Annotated in this window: 12 protein-coding genes; 6 read left to right on the top strand and 6 right to left on the bottom strand. The window is 60.6% G+C overall.

Translation table 11 applies throughout. From position 1 onward, the window contains the following. The first annotated feature begins 61 nt into the window (after window positions 1–61). From ACQY1P_RS20185 to ACQY1P_RS20175, 3 genes are all read left to right on the top strand, one after another. Window positions 62–2,107 carry an NAD(+) synthase gene (locus ACQY1P_RS20185; protein ID WP_430255144.1) on the top strand — a complete coding sequence of 682 codons (2,046 nt, stop codon included), beginning with the start codon at window positions 62–64 and terminating at the stop codon, window positions 2,105–2,107. A gap of 102 nt (window positions 2,108–2,209) precedes the next feature. Further along, complete coding sequence (locus ACQY1P_RS20180; protein ID WP_062581865.1) at window positions 2,210–2,905, top strand: superoxide dismutase; 696 nt, start codon at window positions 2,210–2,212, stop codon at window positions 2,903–2,905. Window positions 2,906–2,946: 41 nt separating this feature from the next. Further along, on the top strand, window positions 2,947–3,102 hold the full coding sequence (locus tag ACQY1P_RS20175) for a hypothetical protein (RefSeq protein WP_092659468.1): 156 nt from the start codon (window positions 2,947–2,949) through the stop codon (window positions 3,100–3,102). A 33-nt stretch (window positions 3,103–3,135) separates the two neighbouring features. On the opposite strand, the gene ACQY1P_RS20170 is transcribed toward ACQY1P_RS20175, so the two are convergent. The 4 genes from ACQY1P_RS20170 to ACQY1P_RS20155 all read right to left on the bottom strand — a co-directional run bounded on the left by ACQY1P_RS20170 (window position 3,136) and on the right by ACQY1P_RS20155 (window position 7,719). Further along, complete coding sequence (locus ACQY1P_RS20170; protein ID WP_430250960.1) at window positions 3,136–4,161, bottom strand: acyltransferase family protein; 1,026 nt, start codon at window positions 4,159–4,161, stop codon at window positions 3,136–3,138. A 34-nt stretch (window positions 4,162–4,195) separates the two neighbouring features. After that, entirely contained in the window at window positions 4,196–5,509 is a 1,314-nt protein-coding gene (locus tag ACQY1P_RS20165) for an O-antigen ligase family protein (protein WP_174197073.1), read from the bottom strand. A gap of 10 nt (window positions 5,510–5,519) precedes the next feature. Further along, window positions 5,520–6,887 carry a polysaccharide biosynthesis/export family protein gene (locus tag ACQY1P_RS20160; RefSeq protein WP_082471974.1) on the bottom strand — a complete coding sequence of 456 codons (1,368 nt, stop codon included), beginning with the start codon at window positions 6,885–6,887 and terminating at the stop codon, window positions 5,520–5,522. A 151-nt stretch (window positions 6,888–7,038) separates the two neighbouring features. Continuing rightward, window positions 7,039–7,719 (bottom strand): sugar transferase, encoded by a 681-nt coding sequence (locus ACQY1P_RS20155; protein ID WP_062461596.1) that lies wholly within the window; start codon window positions 7,717–7,719, stop codon window positions 7,039–7,041. Between the two features lie 742 nt (window positions 7,720–8,461). Here ACQY1P_RS20155 and ACQY1P_RS20150 point away from each other — a divergent pair. Beyond that, entirely contained in the window at window positions 8,462–8,743 is a 282-nt protein-coding gene (locus ACQY1P_RS20150) for an exopolysaccharide production repressor protein (RefSeq protein ID WP_082472025.1), read from the top strand. Between the two features lie 102 nt (window positions 8,744–8,845). Further along, window positions 8,846–9,877 carry a glycosyltransferase family 2 protein gene (locus ACQY1P_RS20145; RefSeq protein ID WP_430255141.1) on the top strand — a complete coding sequence of 344 codons (1,032 nt, stop codon included), beginning with the start codon at window positions 8,846–8,848 and terminating at the stop codon, window positions 9,875–9,877. On the opposite strand, the gene ACQY1P_RS20140 is transcribed toward ACQY1P_RS20145, so the two are convergent. Together ACQY1P_RS20140 and ACQY1P_RS20135 are read right to left on the bottom strand one after the other, a co-directional pair. Then, window positions 9,868–10,830 (bottom strand): polysaccharide pyruvyl transferase family protein, encoded by a 963-nt coding sequence (locus tag ACQY1P_RS20140; RefSeq protein ID WP_113111826.1) that lies wholly within the window; start codon window positions 10,828–10,830, stop codon window positions 9,868–9,870. The genes ACQY1P_RS20145 and ACQY1P_RS20140 overlap by 10 nt on opposite strands. A 46-nt stretch (window positions 10,831–10,876) precedes the next feature. Further along, window positions 10,877–11,860: a glycosyltransferase family 2 protein gene (locus ACQY1P_RS20135; RefSeq protein ID WP_430255139.1), complete on the bottom strand. Its 984-nt coding sequence runs from the start codon at window positions 11,858–11,860 to the stop codon at window positions 10,877–10,879. A 109-nt stretch (window positions 11,861–11,969) separates the two neighbouring features. On the opposite strand from ACQY1P_RS20135, the gene ACQY1P_RS20130 reads away from it, so the two are divergent. Beyond that, the gene (locus ACQY1P_RS20130; protein WP_430255137.1) at window positions 11,970–13,454 is read left to right on the top strand and encodes a lipopolysaccharide biosynthesis protein; all 1,485 of its coding nucleotides are present in this window, start codon (window positions 11,970–11,972) and stop codon (window positions 13,452–13,454) included. Window positions 13,455–13,461 lie beyond the last annotated feature (7 nt).

Here is a 13,461-nt window from a genome sequence, read left to right as displayed (position 1 = left end):
GGGCAGTCGCAAATGCGAGACGTCACGATCGCGGCCAATGACCATGCCTTCGGAGTGCCAGATGAATTTCCATTCGCCCTATAGCCACGGCTTCATTCGCGGCGCCGCCTGCACGCCCGTCTGCGAACTCGGCGACCCGGACTTCAACGCGCGTGCGACGCTGGATCTGGCCCGTGAAGGTCACGCGCGCAGCGTTGCGCTGATGGTGTTTCCGGAACTTGGCATTTCCGGCTATTCGATCGACGACCTGCTCGGCCAGGACGTTCTTCTCGATGCGGTCGAAAGCGCGCTTGCAACGATCGTCGAGGAAAGCAAGGCGCTGCTTCCCGTGCTTCTTGTCGGCGCACCGCTGCGTCACGAAGGACGTCTGTTCAACTGCGCCGTCGTCATCCATGCAGGCCGCATTCTCGGCGTCGTGCCGAAGACCCATATCCCGAATTACCGCGAATTCTACGAGAAGCGCTGGTTCGCATCCGGCCGCAGCGTGCGCGACATGATGATTTCGGTTGCCGGACAATCGGTGCCCTTCGGCATCGATCTGCAGTTTGCCGCTGAAAATATCCGCGATTTCATCTTCCACGTGGAGATCTGCGAAGACGTCTGGCTGCCAGCGCCGCCGAGCGATTTCGGCGCCATGGCCGGTGCTCTGATCCTCACCAACCTGTCGGCCAGCAACATCACCGTCGGCAAGGCGGAGATGCGCAAGCTGCTTTGCGCCACCCAGTCGGCGCGCAACTTTGCCGCCTATCTCTATTCGGCCGCAGGCCCCGGCGAATCCACCACCGATCTCGCCTGGGACGGCCAGGCCTGCATCTACGAACTGGGCGATCTGTTGGGCGAGACCGAGCGGTTTCCGGCCGGCCCGCAGATGTGCGTCGCCGATATCGATGTCGAGCGGCTGCGTCTCGAGAGAATGCGCACCGGCACGTTCAACGATGCCGCAACGCTGCATCTGACGGCAGGCAAGACGTTCCGGCGCGTCCTGTTCGACTTCGAGCGGCCGCAAGAAACGCTTGATCTGGAGCGGGCCATCCAGCGCTATCCGTTCGTGCCATCAGATCCGAAACGGCTCGATCAGGATTGCTACGAGACCTTCAACATCCAGGTCCAGGGCCTGATGAAGCGGTTGAAATCGACCGGCATCAAGCGGCTCTGCATCGGCATCTCAGGCGGCCTCGATTCGACCCATGCGCTGCTGGTCGCAGCCAAGGCCTATGACCAGCTCGGCTGGCCGCGCACCGATATTCTCGGCTTTACCATGCCGGGTTTTGCCACCGGCGACGACACGAAGTCGAATGCCTGGGCGCTGATGCGCGGCATGGGCATTACGGCCGAAGAGGTCGACATCAAGCCTCTCTCGACCCAGCTCCTGCACGATCTCAAACATCCGTTCAGCGGCGGCGAGCCGGTCTATGACGTGACGTTTGAAAATGTGCAGGCGGGTCTGCGCACCGATTTCCTGTTCCGCGCTGCCAACCAGCGCAATGCGCTTGTGCTCGGCACCGGCGACCTGTCGGAGATCGCACTTGGCTGGTCGACCTACGGGGTCGGCGACCAGATGAGCCATTACAACGTCAACGCTTCGGTACCGAAGACGCTGATCCAGCACCTCATCCGCTGGGTCATCGAGGCCGAGAGCTTCGATGACGAAACCAATGCAACGCTGCAGCGCATCCTCAATACGCTGATTTCGCCGGAACTGGTGCCGGCGGGCGCCGATGGCGCCATGCAGAGCACGGAAGACAAGATCGGTCCCTACGATCTGCATGATTTCACGCTCTACTATCTCACCCGTTTCGGCCTGAAGCCGTCGAAGATCGCCTATATGGCGCTGCAGGCCTGGAAGGATGCCGGCGCTGGCGCCTGGCCGTCGCATTTCCCGGAGGAGAAAAAGCGGCAGTTCGATCTGCCCGTCATCAAGCGCTGGATGGAGACGTTCCTATTCCGCTTCTTCACCATCAGCCAGTTCAAACGCTCGGCTTCGCCGAACGGGCCGAAGGTCACGTCGGGCGGTTCGCTCTCGCCGCGCGGCGACTGGCGGGCACCGTCGGATGGCAATGGCCGGATCTGGATCAAAGAGCTCAAGGACAACGTGCCGGACGCATGACGTCCGTGCTCCGCAACACGCAATTGTCAGGCGGGATCGGGAAACCGATCCGCGTCTCGGGGGTTGTTCTTTCCTAGAGGTAACAGGGAAGGAGCTCAATTCATGGAACTCAACCGTCGAACCGTTCTCACCGCAACCGCTTTCACAGCGGCCGCTGCGGTGTTTCCAATTCCCAATATCGCACGGGCCGCCGCGCCGTTTGCACAGCCGAAGCTGCCATTCGGCGAGGGCGATCTGGCGCCGGTCATTTCCGCAAAGACCGTGGGCCTGCACTACGGCAAGCATCACAAGGCCTATTTCGACAAGCTGAACACGCTGTCGACCGGCACCAAATATGCCGACATGGATCTTGAGGCGATCGTTGTGGAATCAGCCAAGTCCGATGCCGATGCGGACAAGAAGATCTTCAACAACGCCGCCCAGGCCTGGAACCATGTGGCCTACTGGGATCAGTTCGTACCCGGTGGCCCGAACCGGCCGCAGGGCGAGGTTGCGACGACGATCAACGAGACGTTCGGCGACTATGATGGCTTCATCAAGCGCGCCGTCGATATCTCGGATACCGTGTTCGGCACCGGCTGGGTGTGGCTCACTCGGGATGACGCCGGCAAGCTGGCGCTGATCGGCTATGAGGACGGCAAGAACCCGATTGCTGTCGGACGTCCCGCCTATCTCGGCATCGATATATGGGAACATGCCTATTACGTCGATTACGAGAACCGAAAGCCGGAGCATATCCGCGCTGTCCTCGACAAGCTCGTGAACTGGCGTTCGGTCGAGGAACGCATGGCAGCCTGAGGCTGCGATGTTCCCTTTAGTCAACAGAGAGAGGAGTGCCCATGGCCCAGGATCCATTTGAACCCGTACCCGGCCCAATCCCGCCAACACCCGCTCCGCCGGTCCCTCCGATCGGTGAGCCGGAGCCCGACAGGTTGCCGGACGAAGATCCGGTGCCGAACCCGGATGAAAACGACGATCCGCCGCAATACGCCTGAGTTAGCGGCTCACCACGATGAACGGACGGCCGGTCAAGGGACCGGTCGTCTTTCTGTCTGCTTCGCCGGAAGGCGCCACAGGCCCGTCCGCTTTCCCCTCACCAGTGCCTGCATCGGCCGCTCCAGCGCTTCATAGGCGAGGACGCCGACCAGCGTGCCGGCGACTACGGCGATCGTGGTTGCCGCGACAGGCGGCAGGGATGCAGACGACAGGATCTTGACGGCGACCGAGACCGCAAACGTATGCCAGATGTAGATTGAGTATGACGCATCGCCGAGATAGGCGAGGGCAGGGATCTTTGGGACCGAGCGGCTCTTTTCAAGGCTGAGCGCGCCGGTCACCAGCATGATCGCAAGCGGTCCACAGGACCACGCATCGAATTCAAGCTTGAAAATCTGGATCGCCGCGAACCCGGCGATCGACAGGCAGATCAGCGCCAGCCCGATCGTGGCCGGCGGGACCGCGCCGCGCTGCCAGAGTTTCGCAAGTGCTGCACCGGCCACGAATTCCAGAATGACCGGGGCCGTGTAGAAGCCAACCGACGGATTTTCGGGCGGCATGACGAGGCCGATTGCGACAAGCGTTCCGAACACCAGCGCCAGCAACGGAAGCCGGGCCGATGGGCGCGCAAACAGGGTGAGCGCAAACACGGCGTAGAAGAAGATCTCGTAGTTCAGCGTCCAGCCCTGCACGAGGACAGGCCAGAGTGCGCCGGTGCTGGGCGAGGCAACGGGCAGGAACAGCAGCGAGCCCAGCACATGCGGCAGGCTCAGCACGAGGTTTGGAAACGCACCGGCGAGGGCGCCGGCGATCATCAGAAGTGTCGCCGCCCAGTAGATCGGCACGATGCGCAGCAGCCGGTTTTTGAAGAACTTGCCGGGACTTGCCGAGCGGGCGTCGCTGATCGCCATCATGATAAAGCCGCTGACGACGAAGAACACGTCGACACCCGCCGCACCGATGGTGAAGTGCAGGCCGCTTTTCTCGCCGGCATGAAACAGCACCACGGCCAGCGCCGCAAAGGCTCTTAGATACTGGATCGAATAGAGAGTAGGCATTGTCTTCACGTCCTTCGACGCCCGTTTGGGCGTGTCAGCCTGCCGGAATGCCCGGTTCGCCATTTTGCCCGCGCTCAGGCCCCGTGGGTGAATTCGGCATGAAACCGTATTGAGGGCGGTCCGCCTTTGCCTTGACCGGTCTTACCGCCAGCGTCAGGCGACCGGCCATGAAGTAGAACAGGAAAGACCCGACCTGGTATGGGTTGAGGATGTCGATCTCCACGAAGGACCGAATCACAAGCAGGGTCGACAGCCCGACAAACAGCAGCGATTCCGGCGTGCGCGAGATGGTCAGCAGCCGTTTCAGATGGCCGGTGAGGCAGGCGATCAGGATGAAGACAAGCAGGCCCGTGCCGATGATTCCAGTCTCCACCATGCTTTCGATATAGGTGTTGTGGAAATGGAATCCGCTGCGGCCGGTAATGAAGAATTCCTGCCAGAGGCGTTCGGCCTCGGAGGCGCCTGGAACCCAGTATCCCTGGTAGCCCATGCCGATGATGGGAGACTGTGCAGCGGCGGCAATGCCCTGCTGCCATAGATAGGTGCGGCCCGTCAGGGTCGAGTCCTTGCCGAACACGCCGAGGATCGCATCCATCGCGCCGAACTGCAGCGCACCGACGATGCCGGCAAGCCCGAACACGAGCGCAATCGCAAAGAAGCCGCGTCGGTGCTTCGGCGAAAAGAACATGAACCCCTGCAGGCCGATGCAGAGCGCCACGACACCGGCCGTGGTGATGACAGAGGTCGCAGACTGCGAGGCGAGGAGGCAATAGGCCGACAGAAGCGCGCTGCCGCCGGCACCGATCATCCAGATGCCGCGCATGCGAAACAGCATCACCGCCGCATAGGAGAAGATCACGCCGAGCGACGCGAAGAAACCCAGCTGATTCTTGGAGGAAAATGCGCCGACGAAGCTGAACGTATTGTCCATCGCGTCCATCAGATAGGTGCCGAACAGGATCGAATAGACGAGCACGATCCCGGTTCCGATCAGGCCGCCGCGCAGCAGCGTCTTTGTGCTGAGCATCCGCATGGCAATCAATGCGCAGACGATATGCGTCAGATACTGGATGGCCGTGCGCAGCGACACGCCAAAGGCTGGCGACCAGAAAGCGGAGATGAAGCAGAAGATGCCGAACGAGAAGATCCAGAGAAACCGGGAATAGCGGCCCAGCACCCGTCGGTAGTCGGTCACGACCGGAAGGAACCATACGCCGTAATAGGCAAGGATCGAGATCTGCCCGAACCTGCTCGAATAGGCAAAGACGAAAAAGGACAGCGCGACAGCAGCAATCCCGTAGATCTCGTTCTTCTCCGGGTCGATCAGGGACGACTTGGCAATCTTCATCCGGTTACCCCTATTGCATCAGCAGTTCGGAGGTCACCTTCACCACATCGCCCGGCATCAGACGGGCATTCTCGTCCACAGCCACTTCCTTGGGGCCGTCGCCTTCGTCGCGCACGACGGTGTATTTGATCGTCGCGGCTGTCTTGCTCGGGTCGAAGCGCAGCGCCTCGGCGGACTGTGCAACTGCCTCCGAGATCAGTTGGCGGCTGGTGGTCAGCTGCAGGCCGAGCTTTTCAAGTTCCGCTTCGGTATCCTGAAGCTCCTTTGCCCGGTCTGCTTCCCAGTCGTTGCGCAGGTTGATCTCGTCCTGGTTCGCCTGGCTGATATCCTGCTTTGCCTTCAAGGTCGACGTGTCGATGTCGAGCAGGGTCGACTGGATGCTGGCCGTGCGCTCCTCGATGGTCAGGAGGCGGCTGCTGGTAGCCAGACCCTGTTCGGTGAGCCGGGACATCTTGTCCCGGTTTTCCGACACGAGATCGAGCTGGCGCTGTTGCGTCTCTGTCTTTTGCGCGAGCGACTTCACTTCGCTTTCGAGAAGGCTGCGCAGCTCGTTGAGGGCCTGCAGCTGCAGCTCATAGCGGTCGCGGCGTGATTTCATCAGCGATGTCTCGCTGGCAATCAGCTGCGCGGCATTGGGCACGTCTTTCAGCTCCGCCGGGATCGGCAGATCGCGCGATCCGGAAACCTCGGCCACAAGCCGTGCCCGACGTGCAATCAGGCGGCCGCGCTGGTTGTCGTAGACGGCAACGTCGCCCTGCGCGTTGATGAAGTCCTTGGCAAAGCGCTGACCCGCGTCGGAACGGCGCAAGCCGCCGGCAAGGCTTACCGCCTTCAGCACCGTCAGGTTCGGGGAATAGGGAAACTCTCCCGGGGTCGTGACGTCGCCTGCGAGATAGACCGGCCGGTACTGGCTGATTTCAACCGAGGCAGAGGGCAGGTTTCGAAGCGCAAACTTGTCGCGCAGCTGCTGGCCGATCAGACCGGCAACTTCGGCGGTCGTCTTTCCGGCTGCGTCGAGATCGCCGATAAACGGAAGCGACAGCGCCCCGGACGGGCCGACCGTGTATTCGCCGCCAACCACGTCCCAGTCGCGCACCGTGCCATCGGCCGGCTGCCATTCGGCCACGCGGATGCGCAGCTTGTCCATGACGCCGAGCTTATAGCCGCCGCTGGCAGGACCGCTTGCGGCAACCGCTGCAGGGGTCTTGGGTGCCGCAGCCTTGCCAGGTGTTGCGGTTTCGGCCTCAGTGGAGGTCTGTTGTGTGGTCTTCGGGGCTTTGTCCTGCGCCAGGACTGGCGCGACTGAACTCAGCAGCAGGGCGCCGGCTGCAAAAAGGAGCGCCGGCGAACCGCTTTTCGAATGATCGTTCTTCAACATCTACGGGTCCTTCAATCGCATTCAAACGCAAATCCGTGGGAGGTCGGCTCGCGCTTGTTTCGACTGTTGAGTTCGTCTGGTGACTTGTTCTTGATTTTTTTTGCGGCCGGTGACCGACCAGGATTTCTCAGGCTATCAAAAGAAACTCAGATCAATAGCTGCCGCGGGCAAAGCAGACCGCAGGGATGGTCTTTGCAATGATGGCGATGTCGCGAACCAGCGACCAGTTCTGGACGTATTGCGTGTCGAAAGCGATGCGCGTCTCGTAGGACACATCGTTGCGACCGCTGATCTGCCACAGGCCTGTGAGGCCAGGACGGGTGCGAAGGTAATAGACGGCAAACGCGTCATAGACTTTCAGTTCCTCGTCCACGACCGGACGCGGTCCAACCACGCTCATTTCGCCACGCACGATGTTGAGCAACTGCGGCAGCTCGTCGAGAGAGAGCTTGCGCAGGACTTTGCCTACAGACGTCACGCGTGGGTCGTCTTTCAGCTTGCGCGTCAGACGCCATTCTTCCGCGGCATGCGGATTGTCACGCAGATAGTTGCGCAGCAATTCGTCGCCGTCGGTCGCCATGGTCCGGAACTTGAGGCATTTGAAAATGCGTCCGTTATGGCCAATACGGCTATGGCCATAAAAGGCCGGGCCCTTATCGGTGAGTTTCACCAGGGCCATGATCATCAGAAATAGCGGGCTGAACAGGATCAGCGCGCATGCAGCTGCGGTCATATCGAAGCTGCGTTTAGCGAGGCCACCGATCGGGAGGGTACCGAAGGCCTGGTCGGAGTCTACAAACGGCGAACTAGCCGAACGTGTCGCTGACTTCATAGAGGGTAACTCCATTTAGGTTTTGCGATAGTCGGTGATGCCTTTCGGCGGGTCTTTTCGTCGACAATTTGATAATAAGTCTGTGTTCGGAATTTGATGCCAGCCAATTTTTTCCGGGAGCGCTGTCCCGATGCGGGTCGACGCGCGCCGAAATCCGATCAACACTCCGATTTTTTTACAATCGATTGAATAGCGACCCCAGGTCTACTGTTCTTTTCTGGCAACTATACCCGGAGTTAGAATAATACCCGTGCCATTAGCGTATTGGGGGGCTTCTGCGCAGGGCCAGTCCAGAGCTAAACCTGTGATTGCTTCTTTGAGCAGGGCCAGGAAGTAGCTTGGGTATAAGACCAAAGGCCTACGCATTTCGCACCGCAATACAATGATGCAGTGCAATATGGCTTCGTCGGGCCTCGTCACCTTTGTAACAAAAGTTGAACGCCGGTGACCCTGAGTCTGCGACATCCAGCAGCGGAATGTTCCAGACGGCGAGCTTCACGTCCAAATTGTGGCGGAAATGCGATTGGGCGCTGTGGTACCAAGGTAAGAATCCATTCACGCTAATCGCAAGGAACTGCCAAGGCGGGGCAGGGAACCGGCAAACCTTACGAAAGTTTCATTAATACTCGGCATAGCAGATGCTGTATTGCTTGCATCCGACTACTGCCGGTCCTATCGTGACGGTGCAGGGAGGAGCCTGCGTCTAGAAGCCAAGAACTATAAGCTGCTCGGGAGGGCGATCATGTATGCGCCGCGCGTATTTATAAGTATCCTTTGCGTCCTGGTCGTTTTCGCGCTCGCGTCCTTTTTCATCAGCGGGTCCGTCTACACAGCATTTATACACACGCTCCTCTGCGCGGTTATTATCCAGGTGGGTTATTTCGTTGGCATCGTTTACCTCGTTCACCGCGAGAAGCTCGCGGGTAGCAGGGGTCGGACAGATACCGCCGTCGCTGCGCGCTCCAGAGAGGTTTCCAACCTTCCGTCCGACGTGACGTCACACCTGCCTGCCCGGGATATCTAGCCGGCGCTCTCAGTCCCATTTCGGTTTTTGTTGCAGTGCTTCCATATGGAGGCCATCTTCCTGCGTTCAGGTGCTCGCACGACGAACGATGGAGACAGTCTCATGGAGAGCGCAACGGCCCACCCCGATGTTCAGACGATTTGCGTCGTCATCGCAGCCAAGAACGCAGCAGACACGATCGCCACCGCCGTCCGGTCCGCCTTGCATGAAGCGCTTGTCAGCGAAGTCGTCGTGGTCGATGACGGCTCGAGCGACGACACGGCCGGCGCTGCCCGCAGTGCGGATGATGGCAGCGGGCGGCTGCAGATCATCTCGCTGGAGAAGAACCAGGGCCCGTCTGCTGCGAGAAACCGGGCGATCGCCGCCTCCAGTGCACCGCTGATCGCCATTCTCGATGCGGACGATTTCTTCTTTCCTGGACGGTTCGAGCCAATGCTGGCGCTCGGCGACTGGGACATGCTGGCCGACAACATCGCCTTCATCTCCGATCCTGCCGCCGCAGTGCCGCCCGAAAAGTTCGAGTCGAGGGCGCGGACGATCTCGCTCATCGAATTCGTCGAGGGCAATATTTCCGAGCGCGGAAAGCCGCGCGGCGAGACAGGGTTTCTGAAGCCGATCATTCGTCGCTCGTTCCTCGATGCCCATCGTCTTCGGTACGACGAGGGCCTGAGGCTTGGCGAGGATTACGATCTCTATCTGCGGGCTCTGGCCAAGGGTGCGCGCTACAAGGTGATCGAGCATTGCGGCTACGGCGCCGTCGTCAGGGCCGATTCGCTCAGCAGCCGCCACCGCACCCATGACCTCAAGACGCTATACGAAGCGGACGAGGCGATCCTGTCGGATCCGCTGCTGCCGACGCAGGCCAGGGCGGTGATTACCCGTCACCGCGACCACATCCGGGAACGCTACGAGCATCGCGCCTTCCTCGATACCAAGTCGAATTCGGGAATTGTCGCGGCCGCTAGCTACATGTTCGGCCGGCCGCAGTTCCTGCCCTATGTCGCGCAGGCGATCCTGCTGGACAAGATGGAGGCAAGACGTGGCGGACCGGTTCCGGTCGCCACGCCGCATGCCATGCGCTATCTGCTTGCCGGGGTTCCGGCCGCAGCGGACCCTGCCGCCGTTCAGAAGTAGTCGCGGCGGATCTCGTCCAGAACAGCGCGAAAACGCTGCTTCTTGTCTTGAAGCATCGCATCCGGGCTGAGCTGTGGCTCGGTCCGGCTGGCCTGCCAGAGCGCCAGGATCGACGGTGCCGCAAGGACCTGCTTCGCCATGCCGCGAAGGCCTGACTGAGCAGGAGCCGCAGGGGCAGCGGTCCGCGTCATTACCGATGCATCTGCGCTTGCAGGTTCGTGATGGGCCGGCTGCTGCTGGCCGCCGCCGCCGTCGAAGCTCATTCCCCAGAACTTGGTTTTCTTGGCCACTGCCTCGGCGCGTGTCGAAACCGGCACGAAGTGCGGATTGTAGGTCGCACCGACGGACTGTGCCCAGTCGTTCCACTTGAAATTGTTGATAGATCTGGATGTGCTCACCGCAATCCACGGCACCCGGAATGCATCGGCCAGGATCGCGCCATGCATGGATTCGGCAACGATCATCTCGGACTGGGCAATCGCCCGGATGACCGATTTCGCCTCGCCGCGCGGGTCGAGCCAAGTCAGTCCGGCGGGCTCGCAGACCGATTGCCACATGCCGAATTCCGCCGATTCCCAATGGGGAACGAAGGTCTTCTTGTGGATCTTTGGCAGGTTCTGGAATTCCGGCATATCGGGGATGAGAGCCGCGGGGTCAGTGATCCCTCTGTCGAGGGGAAGACCGAGCTTCGCCGCCGTCAATGGTCCGCGCACGCAGCGCACGTCCCATTCGGGATCATTGATATCGGGTGCCTCGCCATAGCCATAGCCGCTGCCGATCACCAGTTTTTTCTGCCCGGGCGGAAGCAGGACGGGGTTGAGAACGGTACCGACGCCGACCAGCATCGTATCGGCGTGGACGTCGCGAAAGCCCGGAAGAAGATAATCCCAGAGCCACAGATTGAGGTCGTCGCCGAAATTGCCGTGGTGGGATGCCCAGTAATAAGGTTGCATGCAAGCCTCCTGATGGGAGTGAAGTCTTTGTGAAAGAATGCGAAATTTACGTCGCCGAGCGCTCGCGCGCACCCATACCGAGTTTTCCCGCGCCCAGTTCGAAGGCCGCGCGGATGAGTGCCGGATCGCGCATCACCCACTTGGCCAGAAGGCCGAATTCCGGGCTCTGGCGCCGCTTCATCCGCCCGGCCTGGCTCCACAATGCCTGCCGTCTTGCGGTGTTCTTATAACCTGCAATCGAGGCGACGTCGCCGGGCCTGTTGCTGAAACGCTGTTCCAGCGTATCGAGCGCCACCCACGTGTTGAACTGCTGGCGCAGGAATTCCGGTGACTGGTTGTCGATCGAGTGGAAAATGTTGATACCCATGCCGCGCGCAGCGCCCGGCTCGTCGCAGAGGATCGTCCGCTTCGATTTCAGGATGCAGTCGCAGAAGAACAGCACGTCTTCGGCAGCCAGTCTCAATTCAGGGTCGAAGCGGACAGCCTCGAAGACCGGGCGGGACATCACCATGCAGGTGAGATGCAGGAAACTCCAGTTGCGCAGCATGACGCTTGCCAGGTCCTGAAGCTCGATGATGAGCGGCTTTTCCGATAGCCGTGTGCCGCCTTCGGTCTTCTCCAGCTGCGCCATGCCGAAGTGGTAATAGAACTCTTCGCTCGCCTGCATCGAGGCCCAGTAGCACTCGGCGCCGAAGCGGCTCATGCTCTCGAATGCGTTGGTGAGATGATCCGGAAGCCACACGTCGTCGCTGTCGAGAAGCGCCACAAAACGCGTTTCGGCGGGCACCGCGTCCAGCCCGGTATTGCGCGCCGCCCCCGGCCCGCCATTCTTTTGTTCGATGATTCGGATGCGCTCGAGCCAGGTCGGATCGGCGTCCTGAAGTTCGATTTTTGCGTTATGGGGTGACTCGTCGTCCACGACGATGATATCAAAATCCACGAAGCTCTGGCTGAAAACAGATTGCAGGGCCCGGGTAAGGATACCCGGTTCCCGTTGATAAAATGGAATAATTACGGTGAATGTCGCCATGTTTCTGCCCCTGCTTTTTTCAAGAATTGCAAACCGCTAGCCGCCTGGACGGCTTGGATTGCGGCTTCACGCTGGCTCTCAATCAGTATCCAACAATAGGAATTCAAAGATGGCCCCAACCCAAGGCGTGAAGACGATCACGACAAATGTCGGTTGGAGTGTGCTGTCAAAGACCGCCACATTCGGGCTGAAATTTGTCACTGTACCGATATTGGCAAGACTGTTGACCCCGGAAGATTTCGGAACGGTGGCTGTCGCACTCACCGTCGTACAGTTTTTGGCGATGATCGGTGGTGCCGGTTTGACGTCGGCACTGATCGTCGATCGGGACAGTGGCATGGATACGGTGCACACCGTTTTCTGGGCCAATCTCGCGATGTCTTTGATCATGTCGGTGATCCTTTTCCTCGGCGCAAACGGCATCGGCAGCTGGATGGGTGCGGCCCAGAGCGCCGATCTCCTGCGTATCATGGCCTTTCTCATTCCGCTGCAGCTGACGGCCGATGTCGCCTATTCGCTGCTCGCCCGTGAGATGAATTTCAGCAAGGACGCGATCCTCAGCACCGTATCGGAAACCACGGCGGCGCTGGTCGCCCTGGCGCTCGCCTTCATGGGGTTCGGCATCTGGGCGCTGGTCGTGCAGCTGTTTTCCTCGGCGGTGATCCGACTTGTCGGCCTGTACTCGATCACGCGCTATGTGCCGCGTTTCGTCATTAAGCCGAATCGGATGGGGCCGCTGGTGCGCTATTCTTCAGGGCTGATGGGGTCCGAGATCGCCAATTTCGTGACCTTTCAGGCGCCGATGGTGGTGATCGCGCGGATGCTGACGCTTGCCGATGCGGGCGCCTATTCGGCCGCCAACCGGTTTGCCAGCATTCCGAACCAGGTCGTGCTGTCCGCGGTGATGGGCGTGCTCTTCCCGGCCTTCAGTCTGATGGGCGACGACCGCAAGCGCCGCACCGACGCGCTGATGCTGTCCACCCAGGTGATGACGGTGGTGCTGGCGCCGGCCATGTTCGGGCTGTGGGCAGTGGCGGAACCGGCTATGCTGGTGCTGTTCGGGCCGCAATGGGCCTATGCCTGGCCGGTGCTTGGCCTGCTCGCGCTGTCGAAGGCAATCGTGACGCCCTGCAGCACGTTCATACCCTATCTCAAGGGCACCGGCCAAAGCCGGGTGCTGTTCTGGTCGGCGGTGCTGCGGGCCGTTGCAACGACACTCGCCATCATCCTCGGTGCCACCTATGGCAACCTTGTCGATGCAATGGTGGCGCTCTGCGTCGTCAACGCCATCACTCTGGTCGGTTATTCCTGGGCCGTGTTCCGGGTCGACGGCATTCCGTTCTTTTGGGGTCTGATGACCAGCAGCCGGTCGATGCTCACCTCGCTCGTCATGGGCGTCGGGGTCCGGTTGACCCTTTCCACCTTCGAAGCACAGCTCACCAGTCCCTATCTCCAGCTCCTCGTTGGCGCTGTCGTGGGCGGCGTGCTCTACGGCGCCATGTTCCTCGTGACGGAAAGGGCGCTCGTCAAAAAAATAATCGGCATGGTCAAGCGGCGTCGTGGTGGGTCGGTTGCGGACGCACCTCCTGCATAACGAAGGA

Source organism: Neorhizobium sp. DAR64872/K0K18 (assembly GCF_050500175.1).
Classification (GTDB): domain Bacteria; phylum Pseudomonadota; class Alphaproteobacteria; order Rhizobiales; family Rhizobiaceae; genus Neorhizobium; species Neorhizobium soli.
The sequence above is the reverse complement of the archived record's forward strand: the minus strand, read 5'-3'. Positions and strand labels throughout refer to the sequence as shown.

What these genes read in the sequence shown, in the direction of transcription:
- ACQY1P_RS20185 (WP_430255144.1), top strand. Translation starts at nt 62, where the DNA reads ATGAATTTCCATTCGCCCTATAGCCACGGCTTCATTCGCGGCGCCGCC.
- ACQY1P_RS20145 (WP_430255141.1), top strand. Translation starts at nt 8,846, where the DNA reads ATGGAGAGCGCAACGGCCCACCCCGATGTTCAGACGATTTGCGTCGTC.
- ACQY1P_RS20155 (WP_062461596.1), bottom strand. Translation starts at nt 7,719, where the DNA reads ATGAAGTCAGCGACACGTTCGGCTAGTTCGCCGTTTGTAGACTCCGAC.
- ACQY1P_RS20165 (WP_174197073.1), bottom strand. Translation starts at nt 5,509, where the DNA reads ATGAAGATTGCCAAGTCGTCCCTGATCGACCCGGAGAAGAACGAGATC.
- ACQY1P_RS20175 (WP_092659468.1), top strand. Translation starts at nt 2,947, where the DNA reads ATGGCCCAGGATCCATTTGAACCCGTACCCGGCCCAATCCCGCCAACA.
- ACQY1P_RS20160 (WP_082471974.1), bottom strand. Translation starts at nt 6,887, where the DNA reads ATGTTGAAGAACGATCATTCGAAAAGCGGTTCGCCGGCGCTCCTTTTT.
- ACQY1P_RS20150 (WP_082472025.1), top strand. Translation starts at nt 8,462, where the DNA reads ATGTATGCGCCGCGCGTATTTATAAGTATCCTTTGCGTCCTGGTCGTT.
- ACQY1P_RS20170 (WP_430250960.1), bottom strand. Translation starts at nt 4,161, where the DNA reads ATGCCTACTCTCTATTCGATCCAGTATCTAAGAGCCTTTGCGGCGCTG.
- ACQY1P_RS20130 (WP_430255137.1), top strand. Translation starts at nt 11,970, where the DNA reads ATGGCCCCAACCCAAGGCGTGAAGACGATCACGACAAATGTCGGTTGG.
- ACQY1P_RS20140 (WP_113111826.1), bottom strand. Translation starts at nt 10,830, where the DNA reads ATGCAACCTTATTACTGGGCATCCCACCACGGCAATTTCGGCGACGAC.
- ACQY1P_RS20180 (WP_062581865.1), top strand. Translation starts at nt 2,210, where the DNA reads ATGGAACTCAACCGTCGAACCGTTCTCACCGCAACCGCTTTCACAGCG.
- ACQY1P_RS20135 (WP_430255139.1), bottom strand. Translation starts at nt 11,860, where the DNA reads ATGGCGACATTCACCGTAATTATTCCATTTTATCAACGGGAACCGGGT.